The following is an 18850-nucleotide window of genomic DNA, read 5'->3' as shown; positions in this document are numbered from 1 at the left end:
GCCCGACATGGCTCAGGCGGGGGGTACCGACCCGGCCAAGCTGCCGGCGGCGTTGGCTGGCGTCACGGAGTGGGTGCGGGCTCAGGTCTGACCGACGCGCGGCGCGGCCGATACGGGGACAGCGCACCCCGAAGGCGAAGGCGATAGAATCGGCAGGTTTCCGCCTTCGCGAGCGTCGCGCCCCGCGCTCCCCGTTACGACCCATGAGCGAATATCAGTACTGCCCGCGCTGCGCGACGCCGCTCGTCGAGCGGTCCGATCCCGCCGAGGATGGCGGACGGCTCCGGCGGATCTGTCCCGAACAGGGCTGTGGCTTCGTGCACTGGAACAACCCCTTGCCTGTCGTCGCGGCCATCGTCGAATGCGAAGGCAAAATCCTGCTTGCCCGCAACGCGGCGTGGCCCGAGGGTATGTTCGCGCTGATCACGGGTTTTCTCGAACACGGGGAGACACCCGAGGCCGGCATCGCGCGCGAGGTGCGCGAAGAGACGGCGCTCGAGGCCGATACGATCGATCTCGTCGGCGTCTACGAGTTCATTCGCAAGAACGAGCTCATCATCGCCTATCACGTGCGCGCGCATGGGACGATCGCGCTTTCGCCGGAATTGCTCGAGTATCGGCTCGTCGAGCCGGCCAAGCTGCGTCCGTGGCGCGCCGGGACAGGCCAGGCGGTGGCGGAGTGGATGCGGCGCCGCGGCTTGCCGTTCGAGTTCGTCGACAGGCCCGGGCAATAGGCTACCGGTCGCCCGTCGCCTTCACGCTTCATCTCTTAACGACACGGCTGCACGCGCATGAAAAAGCCCCTCGCACAACCGCGCTCCGCCTATCGCCACTTCCTTCCCATCACAACGCGCTGGATGGACAACGATGTCTACGGACACGTCAACAACGTCGTCTATTACAGCTACTTCGATACGGTCGTGAACGAGTACCTGATCCGCACCGGTGTGCTCGATGTCGAGCAGGGTGCGACGATCGGCCTCGTCGTCGAGACGCAGTGCAATTACTTCTCTCCGCTCGTCTTTCCCGAGCGCGTCGAAGCGGGGCTGCGCGTGGCACGGCTCGGCACGTCGAGTGTGCGCTACGAGATCGGGCTCTTCAAGGAGGGGGCCGACGAAGCCGTCGCCCAAGGGCACTTCGTGCATGTTTATGTCGATCGCGCGACGCGCAGGCCGGCCGCATTGCCCGAAGCATTGCGCGCGGCGCTCGCGCCGCTCGTCGTCGAAGCGCGAAGCTGAGCGGGCATGCAGGCCTTCGTCGTCGATGCGCTGAACGGCGTCAGCTATGGATTGCTGCTGTTCATGCTGTCGTCGGGGCTGACGCTGATCTTCAGCTTTCTCGGCGTGTTGAACTTCGCGCATGCGAGCTTTTACATGCTGGGCGCTTATATCGGCTGGTCGCTCGCCGCGAGCGTCGGCTTTTGGCCCGCGCTCGTCGTGGCCCCGCTCGCCGTAGCGGCGCTCGGCGCGCTCGTCGAGCGCCGGCTGCTGCGCCAAGTGCGCGCACACGGCCCGCTGCATGAACTGCTGCTGACGTTCGGGCTGGCCTATCTTGTCGCCGAAGCGGTCAAGCTCGTTTGGGGACTCGGCGTGCTCGCGACGCCGGTACCTCCCACGCTCGACGGCCCGCTCATCACGCTGCCGTTGCTTCATGGCGCGACGCTGTCGCGGTATCGCCTCTTCGTCATGATCGTTTCCGTCGCGACGCTCGCGGTGCTCTGCGCCGCCTTGCGCTTTTCTCGCGCGGGCCTCGTATTGCGGGCCGCATTGACGCACCGCGGGGCCGTCGAGGCGCTCGGCCACGACGTGCCGCGCATCGGCATGCTCGTCTTCGCCCTCGGCACGGGGCTGGCGGCGCTCGCGGGCGTAATCGGGGCACCGCTGGCCGTCGTCGAACCCGGCATGGCGGAGGCGGTCGGATCGATCGTCTTCGTCGTCGTGATCGTCGGCGGTCTCGGCTCGCTCGGCGGAGCCTTCGCCGGGTCGCTCTTGATCGGGGTCCTGCAGACGTTTGCCGTCGGCAGCACGCTTTCGCTCGGCAGGCTCGCGGCGGCCCTCGGCGTCCGCTTGCCCGTGGCATGGGCGGCGCTCAGCGTATCGCAGATCGCGCCGCTCGCGCCTTACCTGCTGCTCGTGGCAATGCTCGCCAGCCGGCCTGGCGGGCTTCTCGGGACCCGGGCCGACGATGCCTAAGCTCGCTCGCGAAGAAGCGCCGATCGATCGCGGCGTCGGTGAAGCGCTCACGTCCCCAGCCGGCGCCGCCGCACCTTGGATCGCCCTCGCCGTGTATCTCGGCCTGCCGGTATTCGTCGTGCATGACAGCGCGCTTTTCGCTTTCCTTGCGCAAAGTGCCGTCATGATTGTCCTTGCCCTCTCGTACAACCTGCTGCTCGGCCAGGCAGGTCTACTATCATTCGGCCACGCGGCCTATGCGGGGCTCGCCGCGTTCGTCGCCGCGCACATGTTCAATCGTGGCGGCATCGCACTACCGTGGCTCCCCCTCGCGGGCGGTGCGGCGGGCGCCGCGTTCGGAGCGGTGTTTGGCTTCGTCGCCACGCGGCGCGCGGGAACCGCCTTTGCCATGATCACGCTCGGTATCGGCGAGCTTGCGTCGGCTGCGGCATTGACGCTGCCAGCCGGATTCGGCGGGGCTGCGGGCGTTTCGATCGATCGCGCGAGCGGGCCGCCCTGGGGCGGATGGACGTTCGGGCCGACGCGCGAGGCGTATGCGGTCATTGCCGTATGGGCTTTGTTGTCAGTGATTGCCATGTTCGCGCTCACGCGCACGCCGTTGGCTCGTGTCGCGAACGCCGTGCGCGACAATGCGGCGCGTGTGGCGGCGCTCGGCGTCGATCCACGCCGTGTCCGGTTTGTCATGTTCGTCATTTCATCGTTCTTCGCAGGCGTCGCGGGGACGCTAGGGCTCATCGATATCGAGCTCGCGTCGGCGGATGGCGTCGGCATGGCGCGCTCGGCAAGCGTGCTGATCGCGACGGTGATCGGCGGCTCGGCGACCTTCTTCGGGCCTGTTGCGGGCGCACTCGTTTTGTCAATCTTCAGCGTCGTATTGGCAGGCTTGACGCGCGCCTGGCCGCTCTATCTCGGGCTCTTGTTCGTCGTGGTGGTGATGTTTGCGCCGGACGGCATTGCCCGATGTCGGGGCAGGTCCCGCTCGCGTGTCGCGCGGTATGGCTGGCGGAAGACGTCCTTTGCCTGCGCGCTGGCGATCATTAGCGCGCTTTCCTGGATAGCCGCACTCGTGGTGACGGTCGAGACAGTTTACGCACGCCGTTTTGCAGCCGATGGCGGGGGCCACTGGTCATTGGGATCAGTGGCGTTCGACATTGCCTCACCGTCGACGTGGGTGGCTGTGGCGGCCCTCTGTTGCCTCGGGGCCTTTGCTCGGCATAATGCGCGCCGACAACTGCCACAGCGAGAGGACGTTCGATGACGACAGCCGAGGCGTTGCGGCTCGATGGCATCACGTGCCGGTTCGGGGCGACGCGAGTGCTTTGCGGGGTCGACTTGTCGGTTGCGGTGGGGGAACGGCGCGCATTGATCGGTCCGAACGGCGCCGGCAAGTCGACGCTCTTCAACGTGATGGGCGGCACCTTGCGGCCGGACTCAGGGCGCGTCGTGATCGCCGGCGACGACGCGACGGACAAGAGCCCTGATGCGCTCGCGCGCATGGGGCTCGGACGCAGCTTTCAGACGACGCGGATATTCGCCCGGCTCACTGTGCTCGATAACTTGCGCTGCGCGGCGCTATGCGGGCGCAGCGGTCAACGTGGCCGACTGCCAGGGCCGGGTGGGCTAGGGCGACTGTTCGCGTTATTGAGATCGTGGAGCCGCTCGCCCGATATCGAGGAGCGCGCGCAGCACACGCTCGAGGCACTCGAGCTGAAACATCTCGCATTCGCCTTGGCGGGGACGCTCAATTACGGCACGCAGCGCCGGCTCGATCTCGGCATCGCCCTCGCGAGCGGCGCGCACACGTTGTTGCTCGACGAGCCGATCGCCGGCATGAACCGTGAGGAAGCGGCGCATGCGGTCGCGCTGCTGCGTGAAGTCAGCGCGGACAAGACGCTCGTGCTGATCGAGCATGATCTGGATGCCGTATTCGCTCTCGCGGATCGTGTGTCCGTGCTTGTCGCGGGGCGCGTCATCGCGACGGGGACGCCGGCGCAGATCCGTGCGGACGAGGCGGTCCGGGCTGCCTACCTTGGCGCGACGCCCATGAGGGATCGGCGATGAGCGCGCTCATGCAGACGCGCGATTTGCGCGCTTGGTACGGCGAGGCGCAGGTTTTGCATTGCGTCGATATCCACGTCGAACCGGGGGAAATCGTCGCCTTGTGCGGCCGTAACGGCTCGGGACGTTCGACATTCGCCAAGGCAGTCGCTGGCCTCATTCGGCGAGCGGGCTCCGTCCGCTTTGCGGGCGAAGAGTCGATTGCCTTGCCGACGTTCGAGATCGCCCGGCGAGGGGTGGGCTACGTGGCTGAACAGCGCGATGTGTTTCCGACGCTGACGGTCGATGAAAATCTGCGGCTTGGCGTGAAGCCGGGAAGGGCAGCGCGTGCGACCACGGTTCGCTTCCTGCATGAGGCGTACTCGCGGTTCCCGCTGCTCGCGCAGCGCCGCACGACGCGGGCGGGCGTGCTGTCGGGCGGCGAGCAGCAACTGCTTGCGCTTGCACGCGCACTGATGGGCGAGCCGCGGCTGCTGATCGTCGACGAGCCGACCGAAGGACTCTCGCCGCAGGCCGTCGAGGCGGTTCAAGCGTGCCTGGCCGGGGTGCGAGCGAGGGGCGGCGCGGTCATATTGATCGAGCAGCGGTTGACGACGGCGAAAGAAATCGCCGACCGGGTGGCGGTCATGGGGCACGGACGAATCGTATTCGATGGCCGCGCCGAAGATCTCGATACTCGGGTCGTCGACGAATGGATCGCGTTGGGCGGCGCTCCCGGCGAATGAATATCACGCCGCGTCGTGGCGCCGGCTCTCACTGAATCGCGCGGCTTCAGCGATCGTCGAAAATCATCGTTCCGGTGAAATACCCGGAATTGCCGATAGTCCGAATGTTGTCGCAACCCCGTCAATGAGAGAGGTCGGGCGGCTAGGATCGCTCAGCTGCCGGAGCCGGCGGCATGGGCGCGACAAGTCTTGTGACCGCGTTTCGCCCATCAACCTTGAAAGGAGAAATGCATCGTGAGCGATCCCGTGTTGCATGTCACCAACCATTCGACCCGAGACGTCTTCATCGCGGGGGATCCAAACTGGGACGATCAGCAATTGATGATCAACGGACAGCGAGCGAAAGGCGGGCAGCGGCTGGCCCCCGAGCAGTCCGCGACCGTGAGCGTCCGCTGGGGGCCGCAGGAGAATGGCGACGAGCATATGTTGGGCGTCATCTTCGCTGACGGCCGCCGGTACCATTACGGCCCCGCGGGTGCCTATCAGATGTCGATCGGCCAGCATCCGGAAACCGGCTTGCTCGGCGTCAGCGACGAGCACGTGATCAAGCGCCCGGCCATTCAATACGCGACGACGAACCAGACGCCCTGGTCGATGGACGTCGAGTTCGTCGATGCCCGTGTGAGCGAGTCGCCGCGTAATCTCGCTTTCTAATTCGCCTAACGAGCATCCCGCTGCATGATCCAATCATGCGCGGGATCGTTCTTGAAATGCCAGACGCGCTGCGGGCCGGCCATGACGTTCAGGTAGTACGAGTCGTACCCGTACGGCACGACGACCGGATGATAGCCGCGCGGCACCATCACGACGTCGTGGTTCTCGACCGCCATCGATTCGTCGATGTCGCGCAAGTCGGTATAAACGCGCTGGAAAGCGAATCCTTGCGACGGATCGAGGCGATGGTAATACGTCTCTTCGAGCGCGCTCTCGAGCGGGATGTTGTCGGCGTCGTGCTTATGCGGCGGGTAGCTCGACGAGTGGCCGCCCGGCGTGCGCACCTCGACGACGAGCAGCGATTCCGCCGGCTCGGTCTGAGGCAGGATGTCGCAGACGTAGCGCGTATTGAGGCTCTTGCCGCGCACCGACCGGTTCATCTGCGACGGTTCGATGAGGCGCATGCCGTAGCGGCCTTCCGCCGGCGCGCTGGCCACGCCGAGCTCGGCGTCGCGTTCCGCACGCACCGTGGCGCGCACGTTCGGCGGCAGGTAGAGCGCATAAGGCGCCGCATCCTCGAATACGCTGTCGCGCGCGCCCAGGCTCGAGAAACGCTGGCCGTCGGCTTCGATCGTGACCGCACCCGTCAGCACGACGATGCAGACTTCGCGCGCGGCTTCGTGCACGTACAGCAACTCGTCGCGGCCGAGCCGGTACGCGGCGAACCCGACGTACCGCCATCCCGCCGATTCGGGCGTCACGCGCGCGATGGTCATGCCGTCGCGTTGGGCTTTGACTAGTAGAGTCATGCGTCCTCCTTGATGGCTTCTCGCTGCGCAAGCGGTGCATCGACGAGCGTGCGCAACGTACGATAGCCCTTTTCCGCGTACTCGTAGCTCCGCGCGATAACCGGATCCTGTTCGGCTTCGACCACGAGCCAGCCGCGATAGCCGATCTGCTTCAGCCTGTCGATGACGGCCGCGAAATCGACGGCCCCGTCGCCGGGCACCGTGAATGCGCCGTTGATCACGGCCTCGAGAAAACTCCAGTCGCGATTGCGCGCGAGCTTGACGACGGCCGGGCGCACGTCCTTGCAATGCACGTGGCAGATGCGCGAGGCGTGGGCATCGAGCGTCGCGAGCGGATCGCCGCCCGCGAACGTGATATGGCCCGTGTCGAGCAGCAGGCCTACGGCTTCGCTCGTGCGCCGCATCAGTTGATCGACGTCGGCCGGCGTTTCGACATAGGCGCCCATGTGGTGATGATAGGCGACGCGCACACCGTGCGAGAGCGTATAGCGCGCGAACTTGTCGACGCGCTCCGCGTACCTTTCCCATTGGGCATCGTTGAAGAACCTGGGGCGCTGAAAAAGCGGTACGGGCGAGCCCTGGATCGTGCCCGAAACTTCGCCGTAGACCATGACGGTCGCTCCGTTTTTCGCGAGCAACTCGAGATGCGGGCCCACGGCTTCGATTTCTTCCTCGACGCTGCGCTCGGCGAGCCGGCCCGAGTACCAGCCCGAGACGAGCGCGAGATCGTACTGGGCAAGCAGCGTTTTGAGCGCCTGCGGCTCGCGAGGGAACTTGTTGCCGAGCTCGAAACCGGCATAGCCGATCCGGCGCCCCTCGGTCAAAGCGACCTCGAGCGGCGTTTCGCCGCCGAGCGACGGCAGATCGTCGTTCATCCACGACAGCGGGTTGATGCCGATGCGGACTTCGAAGGCGGTCATGCTCAATCCTTTAATCTATGACGTGATGTTGCGTAAGGTGTCATGGCGGCGGCTTGCTGCCTTTCGTCAGCCTCGCTTGCGCTCCGCCACCTTCGTTTCGTAAGCCGCACGCGCATCGCGCACCTGTTCGCGCGTCGAGACGGCAGGCACTGCGACTTCCCACCACCAGCCGCCGTCCTCCGTCGTGCGGGCGGGATCGGTATCGATGACGAGCACGCTCGTCCGGTCCGATGCACGTGCACGATGAAGCGCGGCCTCGAGCTCGGTGACGTTCGCAACGTGCTCGGCATGGGCCCCGAGCGAACGCGCGTGCGCGGCGAAGTCGATATCGGGTGCGCCGAGCGGGCCTTGCAGGCAATCGTCGAGCAGGTTGTTGAACGGCGCGCCGCCGCAAGCCTGCTGCAGCCGGTTGATGCAGCCGTAGCCGCGGTTGTCGAGCACGACGATGATGAGCTTCGCGCCGAGCATGACCGATGTGGCGATCTCGCTATTCATCATCAGATAGCTGCCGTCGCCGACGACTACGACGACCTCGCGCTCGGGCCTTGCAAGCTTGGCGCCCAGGCCGCCCGCGATCTCGTAGCCCATGCACGAGTAGCCGTATTCGACGTGGTAGGCCCCGGGGCGGCCCGCGCGCCAGAGCTTGTGGAGCTCGGCGGGGAGGGTGCCCGCCGCGCAGACGACGATGTCGTTCTCGGGCGAGCGTGCCGCCGAGCGCTGGATCGCGCCGATCACGTCGGCGTCGTAAGGCAGCTTGCCCGGTTGCGGCTCCGCATGCGTGCGGCGTCGCACCGTCTCGCGCCAGTCGATCGCGAGGGTGCGTGCCCGCTCGGCCCACGCATCGCGCGCCGTCCAATCGGCGAGGCAGGCGCTCAGCGCATCGAGCGCGGCGCACGCGTCCGCCACGACAGGAAGCGCGCGATGCTTGATGCCGTCGAACAGGTTCGCGTTGACGCAAACGACATCGGCGTGCGCAAACAGCGTATTGGAGCCCGTCGTGAAATCCTGCAGCCGCGTACCGATCGCGAGCACGCAATCGGCTTCGTGCGCGAGCGCGTTCGCGGCGCTCGAGCCCGTCACGCCGACGGCACCGACGTTGAGCGGATGATCCCACGGGAGCGCGCCCTTGCCGGCCTGCGTTTCGCCGACCGGCACGCCGTGGCGCTCGGCGAACTCGCGCAGCGCTCGCGTGGCGCCTTCGCTATACAGGACGCCGCCGCCCGCGACGATCATGGGGTGCGAGGCGCGCGCGAGCCGCTCGACGGCGACATCGAGCTCGACCGGGCTCGGCGCGGGAGCCGCGAAATGGACGACGCGTGTTTCGAAGAACTCGACGGGATAGTCGAACGCCATCGCCTGTACGTCTTGCGGCATGGCGAGGGTGACAGGGCCGCACAGCGCGGCATCGGTCAGCACGCGCAGCGCGCGCGGCAGTGCCGTCAAGAGTTGCGCCGGGTGGAAGATGCGATCGAAATAGCGCGAGACAGGCTTCAGCGTATCGTTCGCGGAAATGCCGCCGTCCTGGAAATCTTCGACTTGCTGCAGGACCGGATCCGGCGCGCGCGAGACGAAGATGTCGCCCGGCAGTAGCAGGACCGGCAAGCGGTTCACGTGCGCGAGCGCCGCGGCGGTCACGAGATTGGTCGCGCCGGGGCCGATCGAAGTCGTCACGGCCATCATGCGCCGCCTGAAATGCGCCTTTGCGTACGCGATCGCGGCGTGCGCCATCGCCTGCTCGTTGTGCGCGCGCAGGGTCGGCAGCACCTCGCGATGTTGATAGAGCGCCTCGCCGATCCCCGCAACGTTGCCATGGCCGAAGATCGCGAAGACGCCGCCGAAGAGGGAGACCGTCTCTGAGCCGCCGTTGCCGTCGCCGAGCGCGACGCGCTGCGCGGCGAGATAGCGGACGAGCGCCTGCGCCGCCGTCAGGCGGACCGTGCTGCCCGCCGCGGTGGCCGTCACGCTTGACGTGCCCTCGCTCACGGAGATGGCTGGACCGTTCATGCTGCCTCCTTGCGGGCGCTGGCGGCGTGCGGCGGCGTGCCCGCGCGCGCCGCGCGCCATGCGCTGATCAGCGTTTCGAACGTGCCGCGCACGCTGGCGACGACCTCTTTGTCGTCGATCTCGCCGGCAAGCCACGCGCGGCTCGGCTCATGAAAAATCGTACGTCCGACCGTGAAGCCCTTGCAGGTCGTCGATGCGGCCGCTGCCCGGAAACCCTCGCTCAACTGATCGACGGCGGCCGACAGCCCAAGCAGCACGACACCGCGACAATACGGATCGCGTTCCGCAATGAGCGCATCGATCGCTTTCCATTGCTGAGACTCCATCGGCGCGAGCTTCCACCATTCGGGCTGGATACCGAGGTTGTAGAGCCGCTTCAGCGCGCGATAGACCGTGTCCGGTGCATCGGGCAACGAGGGCCGCTTCGGCGGGATGACCTCGAGCAGGAGTTCGTGGCCGCTTGCCTGCACGGCGTCGTAAAGCGCGCGCAGCTGCGCTTCCTGCTCGAGCCGTTCCTCGAGCGGGTGATCGGGGTGATAGTGAACGAGGCACTTGACGACATGATCGCGCGGCCAGCTGGCAAGCGTCGTGCCGATCGAACGGCCGTGGTCGAAGACGAGCGGCATCGAGCCCGGCAACTCGACGGGTCTGCCGATCCACCATCCGCGGCCCGTGGCGGCATTGAGCGCGTCCTGGCCGTAGCGATCGTCGATCAGGACGCCGATGCGGCCTTCGAGACCTAGCGATCGTTCCGTTTCGCCGACGGCTTCGACGAAGAGTTGCTTCAGCCGCGAAATCCGGTCTTCGCTCGCGCCCGTTTGTTGCGCGAGCTCGAAGAACTGGTTGCGATGATCGAATGCGAACCCGAGCACTTCGTCCCAAACGCGGCGCTTCACGCTCACGCGATGCAGGCGCGCGAGCGTTGCATCGCGATCAGGCCTGCGCATTTTGAGCGGATCGCGCTCGGCCGCCGCGCGGAAGTAATCGAGCTCGGCCGGTGTCGGCATGGCCGGCGCGCAGCCATGGCGCGAGACGACGAGCGCGCCGCAGATGTTGGCGGTATGCGCGCAACGCTCGAGCGGCGCGTCGCGCAGCCACTCGGAAAGAAACCCGGACGCGAATGCATCGCCGGCGCCGAGCACGTTGAGCACTTCGACTTCGACGCCGCGATAGGTCGGCGCGTCGTCGATCGAGGCGGGCACCCTGCCGTCGATGATCGTGCAGCCCAGCGGCCCGCGCTTGACGACGAGCGTTGCGCTCGTCACCGCGCGCACCATCGTCAGCGCATCGATGAGTTCATGCTTGCCGCCCGCGATGCGAAACTCTTCCTCGGTGCCGATCACGAGATCGAAGAGCGGCAAGATCCCATGCAGATGCGCGGTCACGCTTTCGCTCGCGATGAAGCGCGTTTCGCCGTCGGCCTTTCCGGTGAGGCCCCAGAGCACGGGGCGATAGTCGATGTCGAGCACCGTGCGCACGTGATTGCGGCGCGCATACTCCAGTGCCCGGCGGCTCGCGCGGTTCACGCGCTCCGTGGAGAAGTGCGTGCCCGTGATCAAGAGCGCCTTGCTCGAGGCGATGAACGCTTCATCGAAGTCGCGTTCGTCGATCGCCATATCGGCGCAATTCTCGCGATAGAAGATGAGCGGGAACGTATCGCGGTCCTTGATGCCGAGCAGGACGAGGGCGGTCAGCCGGTCGGGATCGATGCGCGTATGGCTCACGTCGCAGCCTTCTTGCGTGAGCGTTTCGGTGAGGAAGCGGCCCATGTGGTCGTTGCCGACGCGCGCGAGCATCGACGAGGCGAGCCCCAGGCGCGCGCAGCCGAACGCGATGTTCGCCGACGAGCCGCCCAGGTACTTCGCGAAGCTCGAGACGTCTTCGAGACGCGCGCCGATCTGCTGCGCGTAGAGATCGACGGCGAGCCGCCCGAGGCAGATGATGTCGCGCGTCCGGTTGGGCGCGAAGCGGCTCGCGTTGGGGTTGGCAGCGGCGGGGGAGTCGTGGGAGGCAGCCATGGAAAGTCCTGAGTAAGCGGTAAGCCTTTTATCGCGCCGAAGCGTCAAATCGTTGCGCCGTCGAGCTCGGCGATCATCTTTTGCATCTCCGCGCCGCCGGCCATCATGTCGAGCACGGCGTCCTTGCTGATCGTTTCCTTCGTGAACGTGCCCATCGAGCGTCCGCGATTGAGCAGCGTGAACGAGTCGCCGATCGGGTAGGCGTGATGGACGTTGTGCGTGATGAAGATGACCGAGATGCCGCGCTCGCGCGCCTTGTGAATCAGCTTCAGCACATTGAAGCTTTGCTTGACGCCGAGCGCGGCTGTCGGCTCGTCGAGGATCAGCACGCGCGCGCCGAAATGGATCGCGCGCGCGATCGCGAGGCATTGACGCTCGCCGCCCGACATCGTGCCGATCGGCTGGTTCGGGTCGCGCACGTGAATGCCCATTTCGGCAAGCTTGTCGCGCGCCGTCGTCGCGGCCGTCTCGATGTCCATGACGTTGACGAGGCCGAAGCGCTTCTTTTGCGGCTCGCGGCCCATGAAGAAGTTGCGCGCGACCGACAGCAGCGGCACGAGCGCGAGGTCCTGATAAACGGTCGCGATGCCGCGATCGAGCGCGTCTTTCGGCGACGCGAAATGCACGGGCTCGCCGTCGACGAGGTAGGCGCCTTCGCTCGGCTGATGGACGCCGGCGAGCGTCTTGATCAGCGTCGATTTGCCCGCGCCGTTGTCGCCGAGCAGGCAATGCACTTCTCCGCGGCGCAGCCGCAGCGTCACGTCCTTCAATGCGATCACGTTGCCGAAATAGCGGCTGACGCTCTCGAGGGCGAGGATGTAGTCGGCTTGCTCGGGCGCGGCTTCGACCGGCGTCTTGACCTCTTTCGCGGATTCCGTGTTCGGTACGGTGGTGGTCATGATGTTCTCCGTTGCGTTCGACGTTCGACGTTCGACGTTCAGCGCGAGGCCGCCACGCGGCTGCGGACGTAGTGATTGAAGAGCACGGCGAAGAGCAGCATGATGCCGAGGAAGACGCGGAACCAATCCGAGTCGATGTTGGTGTAGCTGATGCCGATCTGCACGACGCCGAAGATCAGCGCGCCGAAGGACGCGCCGACGACGGAGCCATAGCCGCCCGTGAGCAGCGTGCCGCCGATGACGGCCGCGATGATCGCCTCGAATTCCTTTTGCAGTCCGCGGTCCGCGGCGGCCGAGCCGATGTCGCAGACTTGCAGCACGGCGAACAGGCACGAGCAGAATGCGGTCAGCACGAAGAGGCGGATCTTGACGCTCTTGACGGGCACGCCGACGTTCTTCGCGGCATTCGCGTCGCCGCCCACCGCGAAAATCCAGTTGCCGAAGCGGGTCTTGGCGAGCGTGAAGGCGCCGATCGCGGCGAGCGCGAACCACCAGACGATGACCTTCGGCACGCCCGGCACGAGCGGCTGGCCGTTGTCGAGCAGCTTGACGAGACCGATGTGGCCGAGCCACGTGAAAAAGCCGTGAAAGGCGACGCCTTGGAACAGCGCATGGGCGAGGGCGCTCTTCGCGGCGACGTCGCCGACACCCGAAATAATCGTGCGGTCGGCGAACATCACCGAGAGGGCGAGCGTCAGTCCGCGCAGAATGAAGAGAAACGCGAGCGTCACGATGAACGAGGGCAGTCGCGTGCGCATGACGAGGTAGCCGTTGAGCGCGCCGAGCGCCATCGACCCGGCGAACGCGAAGAGGATCGCGAGCTCGATCGGCCAATGAAAGTACATCGTCGGCAGCGCGACCATCATTCCCGCGAAGCCGATCATCGAGCCGATCGATAGATCGAACTCTCCCGCGATCATGAGCAGGCACGCGCCGACGGCGAGGATGCCGAGATAGGCCGCGACCTGCGACCAGTTCATGATCCCGTCGAGGTTGAACATGCCTGAATCGCCCGCGCCGAGCGCGAAGACGATGAAGACCATGACCGTGCCGGCGAGTGCCGCGAACTCGGGCCGGCCGAGCAGGTGCTTGAACCACGATTCGCGGCGCAAGCGCTCGTCGGCGGCGGTTGGGACGGCAGGCACGCTGCCCGCCGGGGGGCTCGACTGCTCGGGCTTGCTCACGTTGCCGTGGTGGAAGTGGTCGACGACGCCCATCGAATGTCTCCTAAGCGCGCGGATGGATCGGCGGAGGCGCTCCCCGGGCCGGCCGACCCACGCCGCGCTAAAGCTGGTTCAGAGTTGAAACTACGCCTGGCGGGCAAGCATGGCTGCCTGCTTCAGCGGTACTGGCCTGCGAATTTGACGACTTTGTCGATGTTGTCCTTCGTGATGAAGCCGGGGCCCGAGCGGATCGTCGTCGGGTCATAGACGGGCTGGAGCCCGTACTCCGCAAGGCGCTTCTTGAATTTCTCGTTGCTTTGCAGAATCTTTTCGATCTTGGCCGGGTCCGTCACGTGGTCCTTCTTCACGATCGCGAGCACGGCGACAGGGATATAGCCTTGCAGATACGGCTGCTGGTCGATCGCGAACTGGATCGTGCCATCCTGAATGCCCTTCGCGATGTCATCCGAGAAGTCGAACGTCGCGAACCAGATCTTGCCGGCCTTGCCCATGTTCTTGAGCGCCTTGATCGTCGGCTCCGCCGAATTCGGCCCGAGCGCGAGGACGCCGCCCGTATCGGGGTGGTTGCGCAGATAGGCTTCGACCTTCGTCTGGATGCCAGTCGGGTCCGTGCCCGCGTCGAGGGTCGAGCTCTTGAAGTCGACGCCGAGCGCCTCGGCAAAGCCGCGGCAACGCTCGAACGATGCCGGGTTCGTCGCATAGTGGTTGACGCAGAGGAACGATTTCACGCCGGCCGCCTTGGCCTTCTCTCCCGCCGCATGACCGGCAGCATATTCGGGCTGGCCGATGTGCATGATGGCGCCGAGTTCCTTGCTCTGCTTCTCGGTGCCCGAGTTGATCGTCACGAGCGGGATGTGCTTGTCCGTCACCTTCTTGATCGCGCTTTTCAGCACGTCGTAGTCGGCGATCGTCACGATCACGCCGTCATAGTTGCGCGCGGCGGCTTGCTCGATGAGGCGCGACATATCCGAAAGATCGCCGTTCGGCGGGTTCCGGTAATCGGTCTGAACATTGAAGTCCTCGTCGGCCTGCTTGATTGCGTTCTTGATCGTGTTCCACCACGAATCGGAATCGGGCGCGTGGCTGATCAGGACGAAGTGCGCGTCGGCAGCTTGCGCGGCCGGTGCGGTGAAGGGGCCGAATGCGAGCGCGAGCCCCGAAACGAGCGTTGCGGCGAGCGTCTTCAGCGCGGCCTTGCGGTTGCCAAGTCTCATTTGTCTCCACCTGTTGGAAGTTATGTTGTCTCGAACGGCCCGGTGAATGGGCTACGTGAGCCGTTCACGGAAAGAGTAGGCGAACTTGCGGCGAATTGCAAAGAAAATTTCATCTCCGGAGGGAATGGAAAATCCATTCCATTTCGTCGTGGCGTTGCCTATAATCGGCATCAATCGCTTCTCGCGTGAGCGGTTCGCCGCGCGGTCCGAAACGCTTCGAGGCGAGCGCGGCCGGGAACGGCGGCAATGGCGGGACGATGGGGCAGATGAGCTCGGCCGCCCGGGCGCGGGCAGACTGGCGGGGAACGACGAGGAATGGAAGCCATGCAGGAAGACAGCACCGACGAGTTGCCGAGCGTCGACGAACTGATGCAGCGTGTCGCGGATTCGTACGAGTCGCTGCCGCGTCAGTTGAAGAGCGTCGCCTCGTATCTGGAGCAGCATCGCTCGAGCGTGATGGTGGACCGCACGAGCGACATCGCGGCGAGTTGCGGCGTGCACCCGTCCGCCGTCGTGCGGTTTGCCCAGCGCTTCGGCTTCTCCGGCTTCTCCGACCTGCAGGCCGTCTTCAAGCAGGCGTATACGGGGCAGAGCCCATCGGGGCAGACCTACAAGCAGCGCATCCGCAAGCTCATCGACGACAAGCCGGGACGCCTTTCGGGTCGTGCCGTCGCGCGCGAATTCATCGTCGCGTGCAAGAACGGCCTCGACGAGCTCGATTCGTCGCTCGACGACGAGCAGTTCGACCAAGCCGTGACGATGCTCGAGCAAGCCGAAAACATCTATGTGGTCGGCGTGCGGCGCTCGTTCGCGGTGGCGAGCTACATCGCCTACGCACTTCAGCACACGGCCAAGCGCGTGCATCTCGTCTCCGGGTTCGGCGGCATGTATCGCGAGCAGATCCGCAGCGTAAAAAAGGGCGACGTCGTCATCGCCATCAGCTTCGAACCTTATGGCCGCGAGACGCAGTACTGCGTGCGTCTCGCCCATCATCATCAGGCGCAGACGCTCGTCATCACGGACAGCCGCCTGTCGCCGCTCGTGCGCTACGCGAGCGCGCCGCTGTTCGTGAAGGAAGGCAGCGCGTTCGCGTTTCGCGCGCTGACGAGCACGATTTGCCTGTGCCAGGCGCTCTTTATCGCATTGGCGTACAGGCTCGAACTCAAAGTGGAAGAGTCCAAGGACACTGGAGGATACGATGACTGAGAAGGGACACGGCGCGATGGACGTCGTGGTGTTCGGCGCGGGCCGCATCGGCCGCATTCATGCGGGCAATCTCGCGCGGCAGCCCGGCGTGCGGCTCAAGTACGTCGTCGACGTCAACCGCCAAGCGGCCGAAGCGCTGGCTCGCGAGCACGGCGCCGAGGCTGTCGAGGCCGACGTTGCGCTTGCCGATCGCGGGGTGGGCGCGAGCGTCGTTTGCTCGAGCACCGATACGCATGCCGATCTCATCGAGCGTTCGGCGGCCGTCGGCAAACACATTTTCTGCGAAAAGCCCGTCGACCTGACCGTGGCGCGTGCCCAAGCCTGTGCGCAGGCCGTCGAGCGGGCCGGGGTGGTCTGCATGATCGGTTTTCAGCGCCGTTTCGATCCGACCTTCGCCGCCGTGAAGGCCCGGCTCGATGCAGGCGAAATCGGCACGCCCGAAATGCTCGTCGTCACGAGCCGCGATCCCGGCGCGCCGCCCGTCGAGTACATCAAGCGCTCGGGCGGCATCTTCAAAGACATGCTGATTCACGACTTCGACATCTTCCGCTGGATTCTCGACGACGAAGCCGAGACCATCCACGCGACGGGCAGTTGTCTGACGGATCCATCGATCGCGGAGGCGGGAGACGTCGATTCGACGGCGGTCACGATCCGCACGAAGCGCGGACGCCTCTGCCAGATCAATACGACGCGCCGCGCCGCCTATGGTTACGACCAGCGGTTCGAGGTGCTCGGCAGCGGCGGGATGCTGCAGGCCGGCAACGTGCGGCCCACCGAGGTGACGGCGTTTTCGGCGAAGGCGGTCTCCACCGATGTACCCGAGCCGTTCTTCCTGGAGCGTTATCGCGCGGCCTATGCGCACGAGATCGCGCACTTCTTCGAGGCGGTGACGCGCGGCACGCCCGTGCGGACGACGATCGCCGATGGCGTCAAGGCGCTGGAGCTTGCCGAAGCGGCGACGCGTTCATGGCGCGAAGGACGCGCCGTGCGAATCGGCGAAGAGGCTTGAGAACGATACGGCCGGAAGGCGAGAGACAAGACGAGGAGTGAGACGATGACGACGTCAGTCAAGCGCACGCCCGTGCGAATCGGCGTGGTGGGGCTCGGCCGCCTGGGCAAGCGGCATGCGATGAATATTGCGTACCGTGTGCCGGGCGCCGTGCTCGCCGCGGCGTGCAGCCCCGTCGAGGAGGAGCGCGCGTGGGCGCGCGAGGCCCTGCCGGAGCCGCGCGTTTATGAGGAGTACGAAGCGTTGCTGGCCGACCGCGACGTAGATGCAGTCTGGCTCGTCACCCCGTCGTCGCTCCATGCGGAGCAGATCGTGGCCGCATTGCGGGCGGGCAAACACGTGTTCTGCGAGAAGCCGCTCTCTCTCGATGTCGCCGAATGCGAGCGCGTGCTCGCCGTCGCACGCGAGTATCCGCATTTGCAGGCGACGATCGGGTTCATGCGCCGCTTCGATCCGAGCTATGTCGATGCCTACGAGAAGATGACCGCCGGCGCGATCGGCCGGCCATTCATGATCCGCTCGCAAACGACTGACAAGAACGATCCGGAAGGATTCTTCGTCCGTTTCGCGCCGACTTCGGGCGGCATTTTTCTCGACTGCACCGTTCATGACATCGACGTGGCGCGCTGGTTCTTCGGCAATGCGCGCGCCACGCGCGTCTATGCGACGGGGACGATCGCGCTTCACGAAGGACTGCGCGAGTGCGGCGATGTGGATAATGGCGTCGCGGTGGTCGAGTTCGAGGGCGGGCGGCTCGCCGTGTTCTATGCGTCACGGACGATGGCGCACGGCAACGATACGCACAGTGAGGTGATCGGTACGGCGGGGGCGCTGGCGATCGGCCATTACCCGCGGGCGAACCGCGTCGATATCTACGATGCCGACGGGGTCCGCAACGAATGCACGCCGACGTTCTTCGAGCGCTTCGAGGAAGCGTTCCTGCGGGAAGCGCAGGCTTTCGTCGAATCGGTGCGACGGCGAGGAGGGGAAGGCGGTGCAACGCTCGGCGAGAACGATACGCAAGTCGGCGCGACGCTCGCTGACGCGCTTGAGGCGACCCGCATTGGACATGCGCTGCGCAAGGCATTGGCGACTGGTCAGCCGGTGTTGTTGTAGCCTCCACCGAATAACGGCAGTCTCGGATGTCCTAAAATCCGAATGGTTGCCCTCGCCAATTGAGAATCCCTGTACCTTCGCGTCGAACCAGTTGTTTAATTTCGCGTGAGGTAGATCGCTTTGTCCGGTAGCCCCAAACTATATAGGCCGACGCCCGAAGAAGATGCCGCGATTCTGCGCGGCATTGACGAGGATCCCGACACGTACATCCCGTCCGACGAAGAGTTTGCGCAAATGAAGCCACGTGGAACGCTGCGCAAGCGACCAACTCAAACGGATCCGATGTTGTGCGGTAAAATCGGACGGTCGTTCTTCCCGCAGTCGACCGATTCGGCTGAACGCGGGAGGGTTCTCCTCGAAGGTCGATCGCCGATGGAAATTCACAAGGAAGTCGATGCGCGCGGGCTCAACTGCCCGCTGCCGATTCTGCGCGCCAAAAAGGCGCTTGCCGACATGCAGAGCGGCCAAATCCTCAAAGTGCTCGCTACCGATCCGGGCTCTCAGCGCGACTTTGCGGCGTTCGCCAAGCAAACGGGCAACGAGATCGTCGAGAGCTCCACTACGTCCGACAAGACGTTCGTCTTTCTCATGCGTCGTCGCTGACCGCAGCCACGCACCCCCCCGGCCCGCACGGATGCACCGGTAGCGACCGACGTCCGCGCGGTGCTCGCAGTCGATTTCCCAAATCAAGCTCGGCCCTTTTCCGGGGCTCCCTGATTCCAATCGTCCGGGAAATTCCCTTCGCGCACATACCGTCCCGTTAAAGCTCGCGTGGCACCGGCCGTTAACGGGCTTTGGGCGCCGTCTGCCGAGAAGCACCCGCTTACGCGGTGCCGCGG

General features: G+C 65.5%; 18 protein-coding genes. 11 read left to right on the top strand and 7 right to left on the bottom strand.

The window, feature by feature from the left end:
* The first annotated feature begins 203 nt into the window (after positions 1-203).
* The 7 genes from C9I57_RS06040 (at position 204) to C9I57_RS06010 (ending at position 5629) form a co-directional block, all read left to right on the top strand.
* Positions 204-734 carry an NUDIX domain-containing protein gene (locus tag C9I57_RS06040; RefSeq protein WP_107149698.1) on the top strand — a complete coding sequence of 177 codons (531 nt, stop codon included), beginning with the start codon at positions 204-206 and terminating at the stop codon, positions 732-734.
* A gap of 57 nt (positions 735-791) precedes the next feature.
* Positions 792-1238 carry an acyl-CoA thioesterase gene (locus tag C9I57_RS06035; protein WP_107149697.1) on the top strand — a complete coding sequence of 149 codons (447 nt, stop codon included), beginning with the start codon at positions 792-794 and terminating at the stop codon, positions 1236-1238.
* A 6-nt stretch (positions 1239-1244) separates the two neighbouring features.
* Positions 1245-2192 (top strand): branched-chain amino acid ABC transporter permease, encoded by a 948-nt coding sequence (locus tag C9I57_RS06030; protein WP_107149696.1) that lies wholly within the window; start codon positions 1245-1247, stop codon positions 2190-2192.
* Positions 2185-3450: a branched-chain amino acid ABC transporter permease gene (locus tag C9I57_RS06025; protein ID WP_107149695.1), complete on the top strand. Its 1266-nt coding sequence runs from the start codon at positions 2185-2187 to the stop codon at positions 3448-3450. Before C9I57_RS06030 ends, C9I57_RS06025 begins: the two co-directional genes overlap by 8 nt.
* Positions 3447-4253 (top strand): ABC transporter ATP-binding protein, encoded by an 807-nt coding sequence (locus C9I57_RS06020; RefSeq protein WP_107149694.1) that lies wholly within the window; start codon positions 3447-3449, stop codon positions 4251-4253. The genes C9I57_RS06025 and C9I57_RS06020 overlap by 4 nt, the downstream gene beginning before the upstream one ends.
* Positions 4250-4975: an ABC transporter ATP-binding protein gene (locus C9I57_RS06015; RefSeq protein ID WP_107149693.1), complete on the top strand. Its 726-nt coding sequence runs from the start codon at positions 4250-4252 to the stop codon at positions 4973-4975. Before C9I57_RS06020 ends, C9I57_RS06015 begins: the two co-directional genes overlap by 4 nt.
* Positions 4976-5209: 234 nt before the next feature.
* Positions 5210-5629: a hypothetical protein gene (locus tag C9I57_RS06010; protein ID WP_107149692.1), complete on the top strand. Its 420-nt coding sequence runs from the start codon at positions 5210-5212 to the stop codon at positions 5627-5629.
* 5 nt (positions 5630-5634) lie between these two features.
* On the opposite strand, the gene iolB is transcribed toward C9I57_RS06010, so the two are convergent.
* The 7 genes from iolB to C9I57_RS05975 form a co-directional block, all read right to left on the bottom strand.
* The gene (gene iolB, locus C9I57_RS06005; RefSeq protein WP_107149691.1) at positions 5635-6438 is read right to left on the bottom strand and encodes a 5-deoxy-glucuronate isomerase; all 804 of its coding nucleotides are present in this window, start codon (positions 6436-6438) and stop codon (positions 5635-5637) included.
* Positions 6435-7358: a myo-inosose-2 dehydratase gene (gene iolE / locus C9I57_RS06000; RefSeq protein WP_107149690.1), complete on the bottom strand. Its 924-nt coding sequence runs from the start codon at positions 7356-7358 to the stop codon at positions 6435-6437. Before iolE ends, iolB begins: the two co-directional genes overlap by 4 nt.
* 66 nt (positions 7359-7424) lie before the next feature.
* Positions 7425-9362, bottom strand: coding sequence for a 3D-(3,5/4)-trihydroxycyclohexane-1,2-dione acylhydrolase (decyclizing) (iolD, locus tag C9I57_RS05995; protein ID WP_107149764.1), 1938 nt, complete (start codon positions 9360-9362; stop codon positions 7425-7427).
* The gene (locus C9I57_RS05990; protein WP_107149689.1) at positions 9359-11380 is read right to left on the bottom strand and encodes a bifunctional 5-dehydro-2-deoxygluconokinase/5-dehydro-2-deoxyphosphogluconate aldolase; all 2022 of its coding nucleotides are present in this window, start codon (positions 11378-11380) and stop codon (positions 9359-9361) included. Before C9I57_RS05990 ends, iolD begins: the two co-directional genes overlap by 4 nt.
* A gap of 44 nt (positions 11381-11424) precedes the next feature.
* A complete protein-coding gene (locus C9I57_RS05985; protein WP_181321736.1) occupies positions 11425-12279 on the bottom strand; it encodes an ATP-binding cassette domain-containing protein in 855 nt (284 codons plus the stop codon).
* A gap of 38 nt (positions 12280-12317) precedes the next feature.
* The gene (locus C9I57_RS05980) at positions 12318-13496 is read right to left on the bottom strand and encodes an ABC transporter permease (protein ID WP_107149688.1); all 1179 of its coding nucleotides are present in this window, start codon (positions 13494-13496) and stop codon (positions 12318-12320) included.
* Positions 13497-13618: 122 nt separating this feature from the next.
* On the bottom strand, positions 13619-14677 hold the full coding sequence (locus C9I57_RS05975; protein WP_107149687.1) for a sugar ABC transporter substrate-binding protein: 1059 nt from the start codon (positions 14675-14677) through the stop codon (positions 13619-13621).
* 324 nt (positions 14678-15001) lie between these two features.
* Here C9I57_RS05975 and C9I57_RS05970 point away from each other — a divergent pair, with 324 nt between their 5' ends.
* The 4 genes from C9I57_RS05970 (at position 15002) to C9I57_RS05955 (ending at position 18614) form a co-directional block, all read left to right on the top strand.
* Entirely contained in the window at positions 15002-15883 is an 882-nt protein-coding gene (locus C9I57_RS05970) for a MurR/RpiR family transcriptional regulator (RefSeq protein WP_107149762.1), read from the top strand.
* The gene (iolG, locus tag C9I57_RS05965) at positions 15876-16895 is read left to right on the top strand and encodes an inositol 2-dehydrogenase (protein ID WP_107149686.1); all 1020 of its coding nucleotides are present in this window, start codon (positions 15876-15878) and stop codon (positions 16893-16895) included. Before C9I57_RS05970 ends, iolG begins: the two co-directional genes overlap by 8 nt.
* Before the next feature lie 45 nt (positions 16896-16940).
* A complete protein-coding gene (locus C9I57_RS05960) occupies positions 16941-18011 on the top strand; it encodes a Gfo/Idh/MocA family oxidoreductase (RefSeq protein ID WP_107149685.1) in 1071 nt (356 codons plus the stop codon).
* A 372-nt stretch (positions 18012-18383) separates the two neighbouring features.
* On the top strand, positions 18384-18614 hold the full coding sequence (locus C9I57_RS05955) for a sulfurtransferase TusA family protein (RefSeq protein WP_018438946.1): 231 nt from the start codon (positions 18384-18386) through the stop codon (positions 18612-18614).
* Positions 18615-18850: the final 236 nt, after the last annotated feature.

The sequence above is a fragment of the Trinickia symbiotica genome, assembly GCF_003028655.1.
GTDB classification, from domain to species: Bacteria; Pseudomonadota; Gammaproteobacteria; order Burkholderiales; family Burkholderiaceae; genus Trinickia; species Trinickia symbiotica_A.
This window is presented reverse-complemented; position numbering and strand designations above follow the sequence as displayed.

What these genes read in the sequence shown, in the direction of transcription:
- C9I57_RS06020 (WP_107149694.1), top strand. Translation starts at nt 3,447, where the DNA reads ATGACGACAGCCGAGGCGTTGCGGCTCGATGGCATCACGTGCCGGTTC.
- iolE (WP_107149690.1), bottom strand. Translation starts at nt 7,358, where the DNA reads ATGACCGCCTTCGAAGTCCGCATCGGCATCAACCCGCTGTCGTGGATG.
- C9I57_RS05970 (WP_107149762.1), top strand. Translation starts at nt 15,002, where the DNA reads ATGCAGGAAGACAGCACCGACGAGTTGCCGAGCGTCGACGAACTGATG.
- C9I57_RS05980 (WP_107149688.1), bottom strand. Translation starts at nt 13,496, where the DNA reads ATGGGCGTCGTCGACCACTTCCACCACGGCAACGTGAGCAAGCCCGAG.
- C9I57_RS06040 (WP_107149698.1), top strand. Translation starts at nt 204, where the DNA reads ATGAGCGAATATCAGTACTGCCCGCGCTGCGCGACGCCGCTCGTCGAG.
- iolB (WP_107149691.1), bottom strand. Translation starts at nt 6,438, where the DNA reads ATGACTCTACTAGTCAAAGCCCAACGCGACGGCATGACCATCGCGCGC.
- C9I57_RS05985 (WP_181321736.1), bottom strand. Translation starts at nt 12,279, where the DNA reads ATGACCACCACCGTACCGAACACGGAATCCGCGAAAGAGGTCAAGACG.
- C9I57_RS05990 (WP_107149689.1), bottom strand. Translation starts at nt 11,380, where the DNA reads ATGGCTGCCTCCCACGACTCCCCCGCCGCTGCCAACCCCAACGCGAGC.
- C9I57_RS05960 (WP_107149685.1), top strand. Translation starts at nt 16,941, where the DNA reads ATGACGACGTCAGTCAAGCGCACGCCCGTGCGAATCGGCGTGGTGGGG.
- C9I57_RS06025 (WP_107149695.1), top strand. Translation starts at nt 2,185, where the DNA reads ATGCCTAAGCTCGCTCGCGAAGAAGCGCCGATCGATCGCGGCGTCGGT.
- C9I57_RS06015 (WP_107149693.1), top strand. Translation starts at nt 4,250, where the DNA reads ATGAGCGCGCTCATGCAGACGCGCGATTTGCGCGCTTGGTACGGCGAG.
- C9I57_RS06030 (WP_107149696.1), top strand. Translation starts at nt 1,245, where the DNA reads ATGCAGGCCTTCGTCGTCGATGCGCTGAACGGCGTCAGCTATGGATTG.
- C9I57_RS05975 (WP_107149687.1), bottom strand. Translation starts at nt 14,677, where the DNA reads ATGAGACTTGGCAACCGCAAGGCCGCGCTGAAGACGCTCGCCGCAACG.
- C9I57_RS06035 (WP_107149697.1), top strand. Translation starts at nt 792, where the DNA reads ATGAAAAAGCCCCTCGCACAACCGCGCTCCGCCTATCGCCACTTCCTT.
- iolG (WP_107149686.1), top strand. Translation starts at nt 15,876, where the DNA reads ATGACTGAGAAGGGACACGGCGCGATGGACGTCGTGGTGTTCGGCGCG.
- C9I57_RS05955 (WP_018438946.1), top strand. Translation starts at nt 18,384, where the DNA reads ATGGAAATTCACAAGGAAGTCGATGCGCGCGGGCTCAACTGCCCGCTG.
- iolD (WP_107149764.1), bottom strand. Translation starts at nt 9,362, where the DNA reads ATGAACGGTCCAGCCATCTCCGTGAGCGAGGGCACGTCAAGCGTGACG.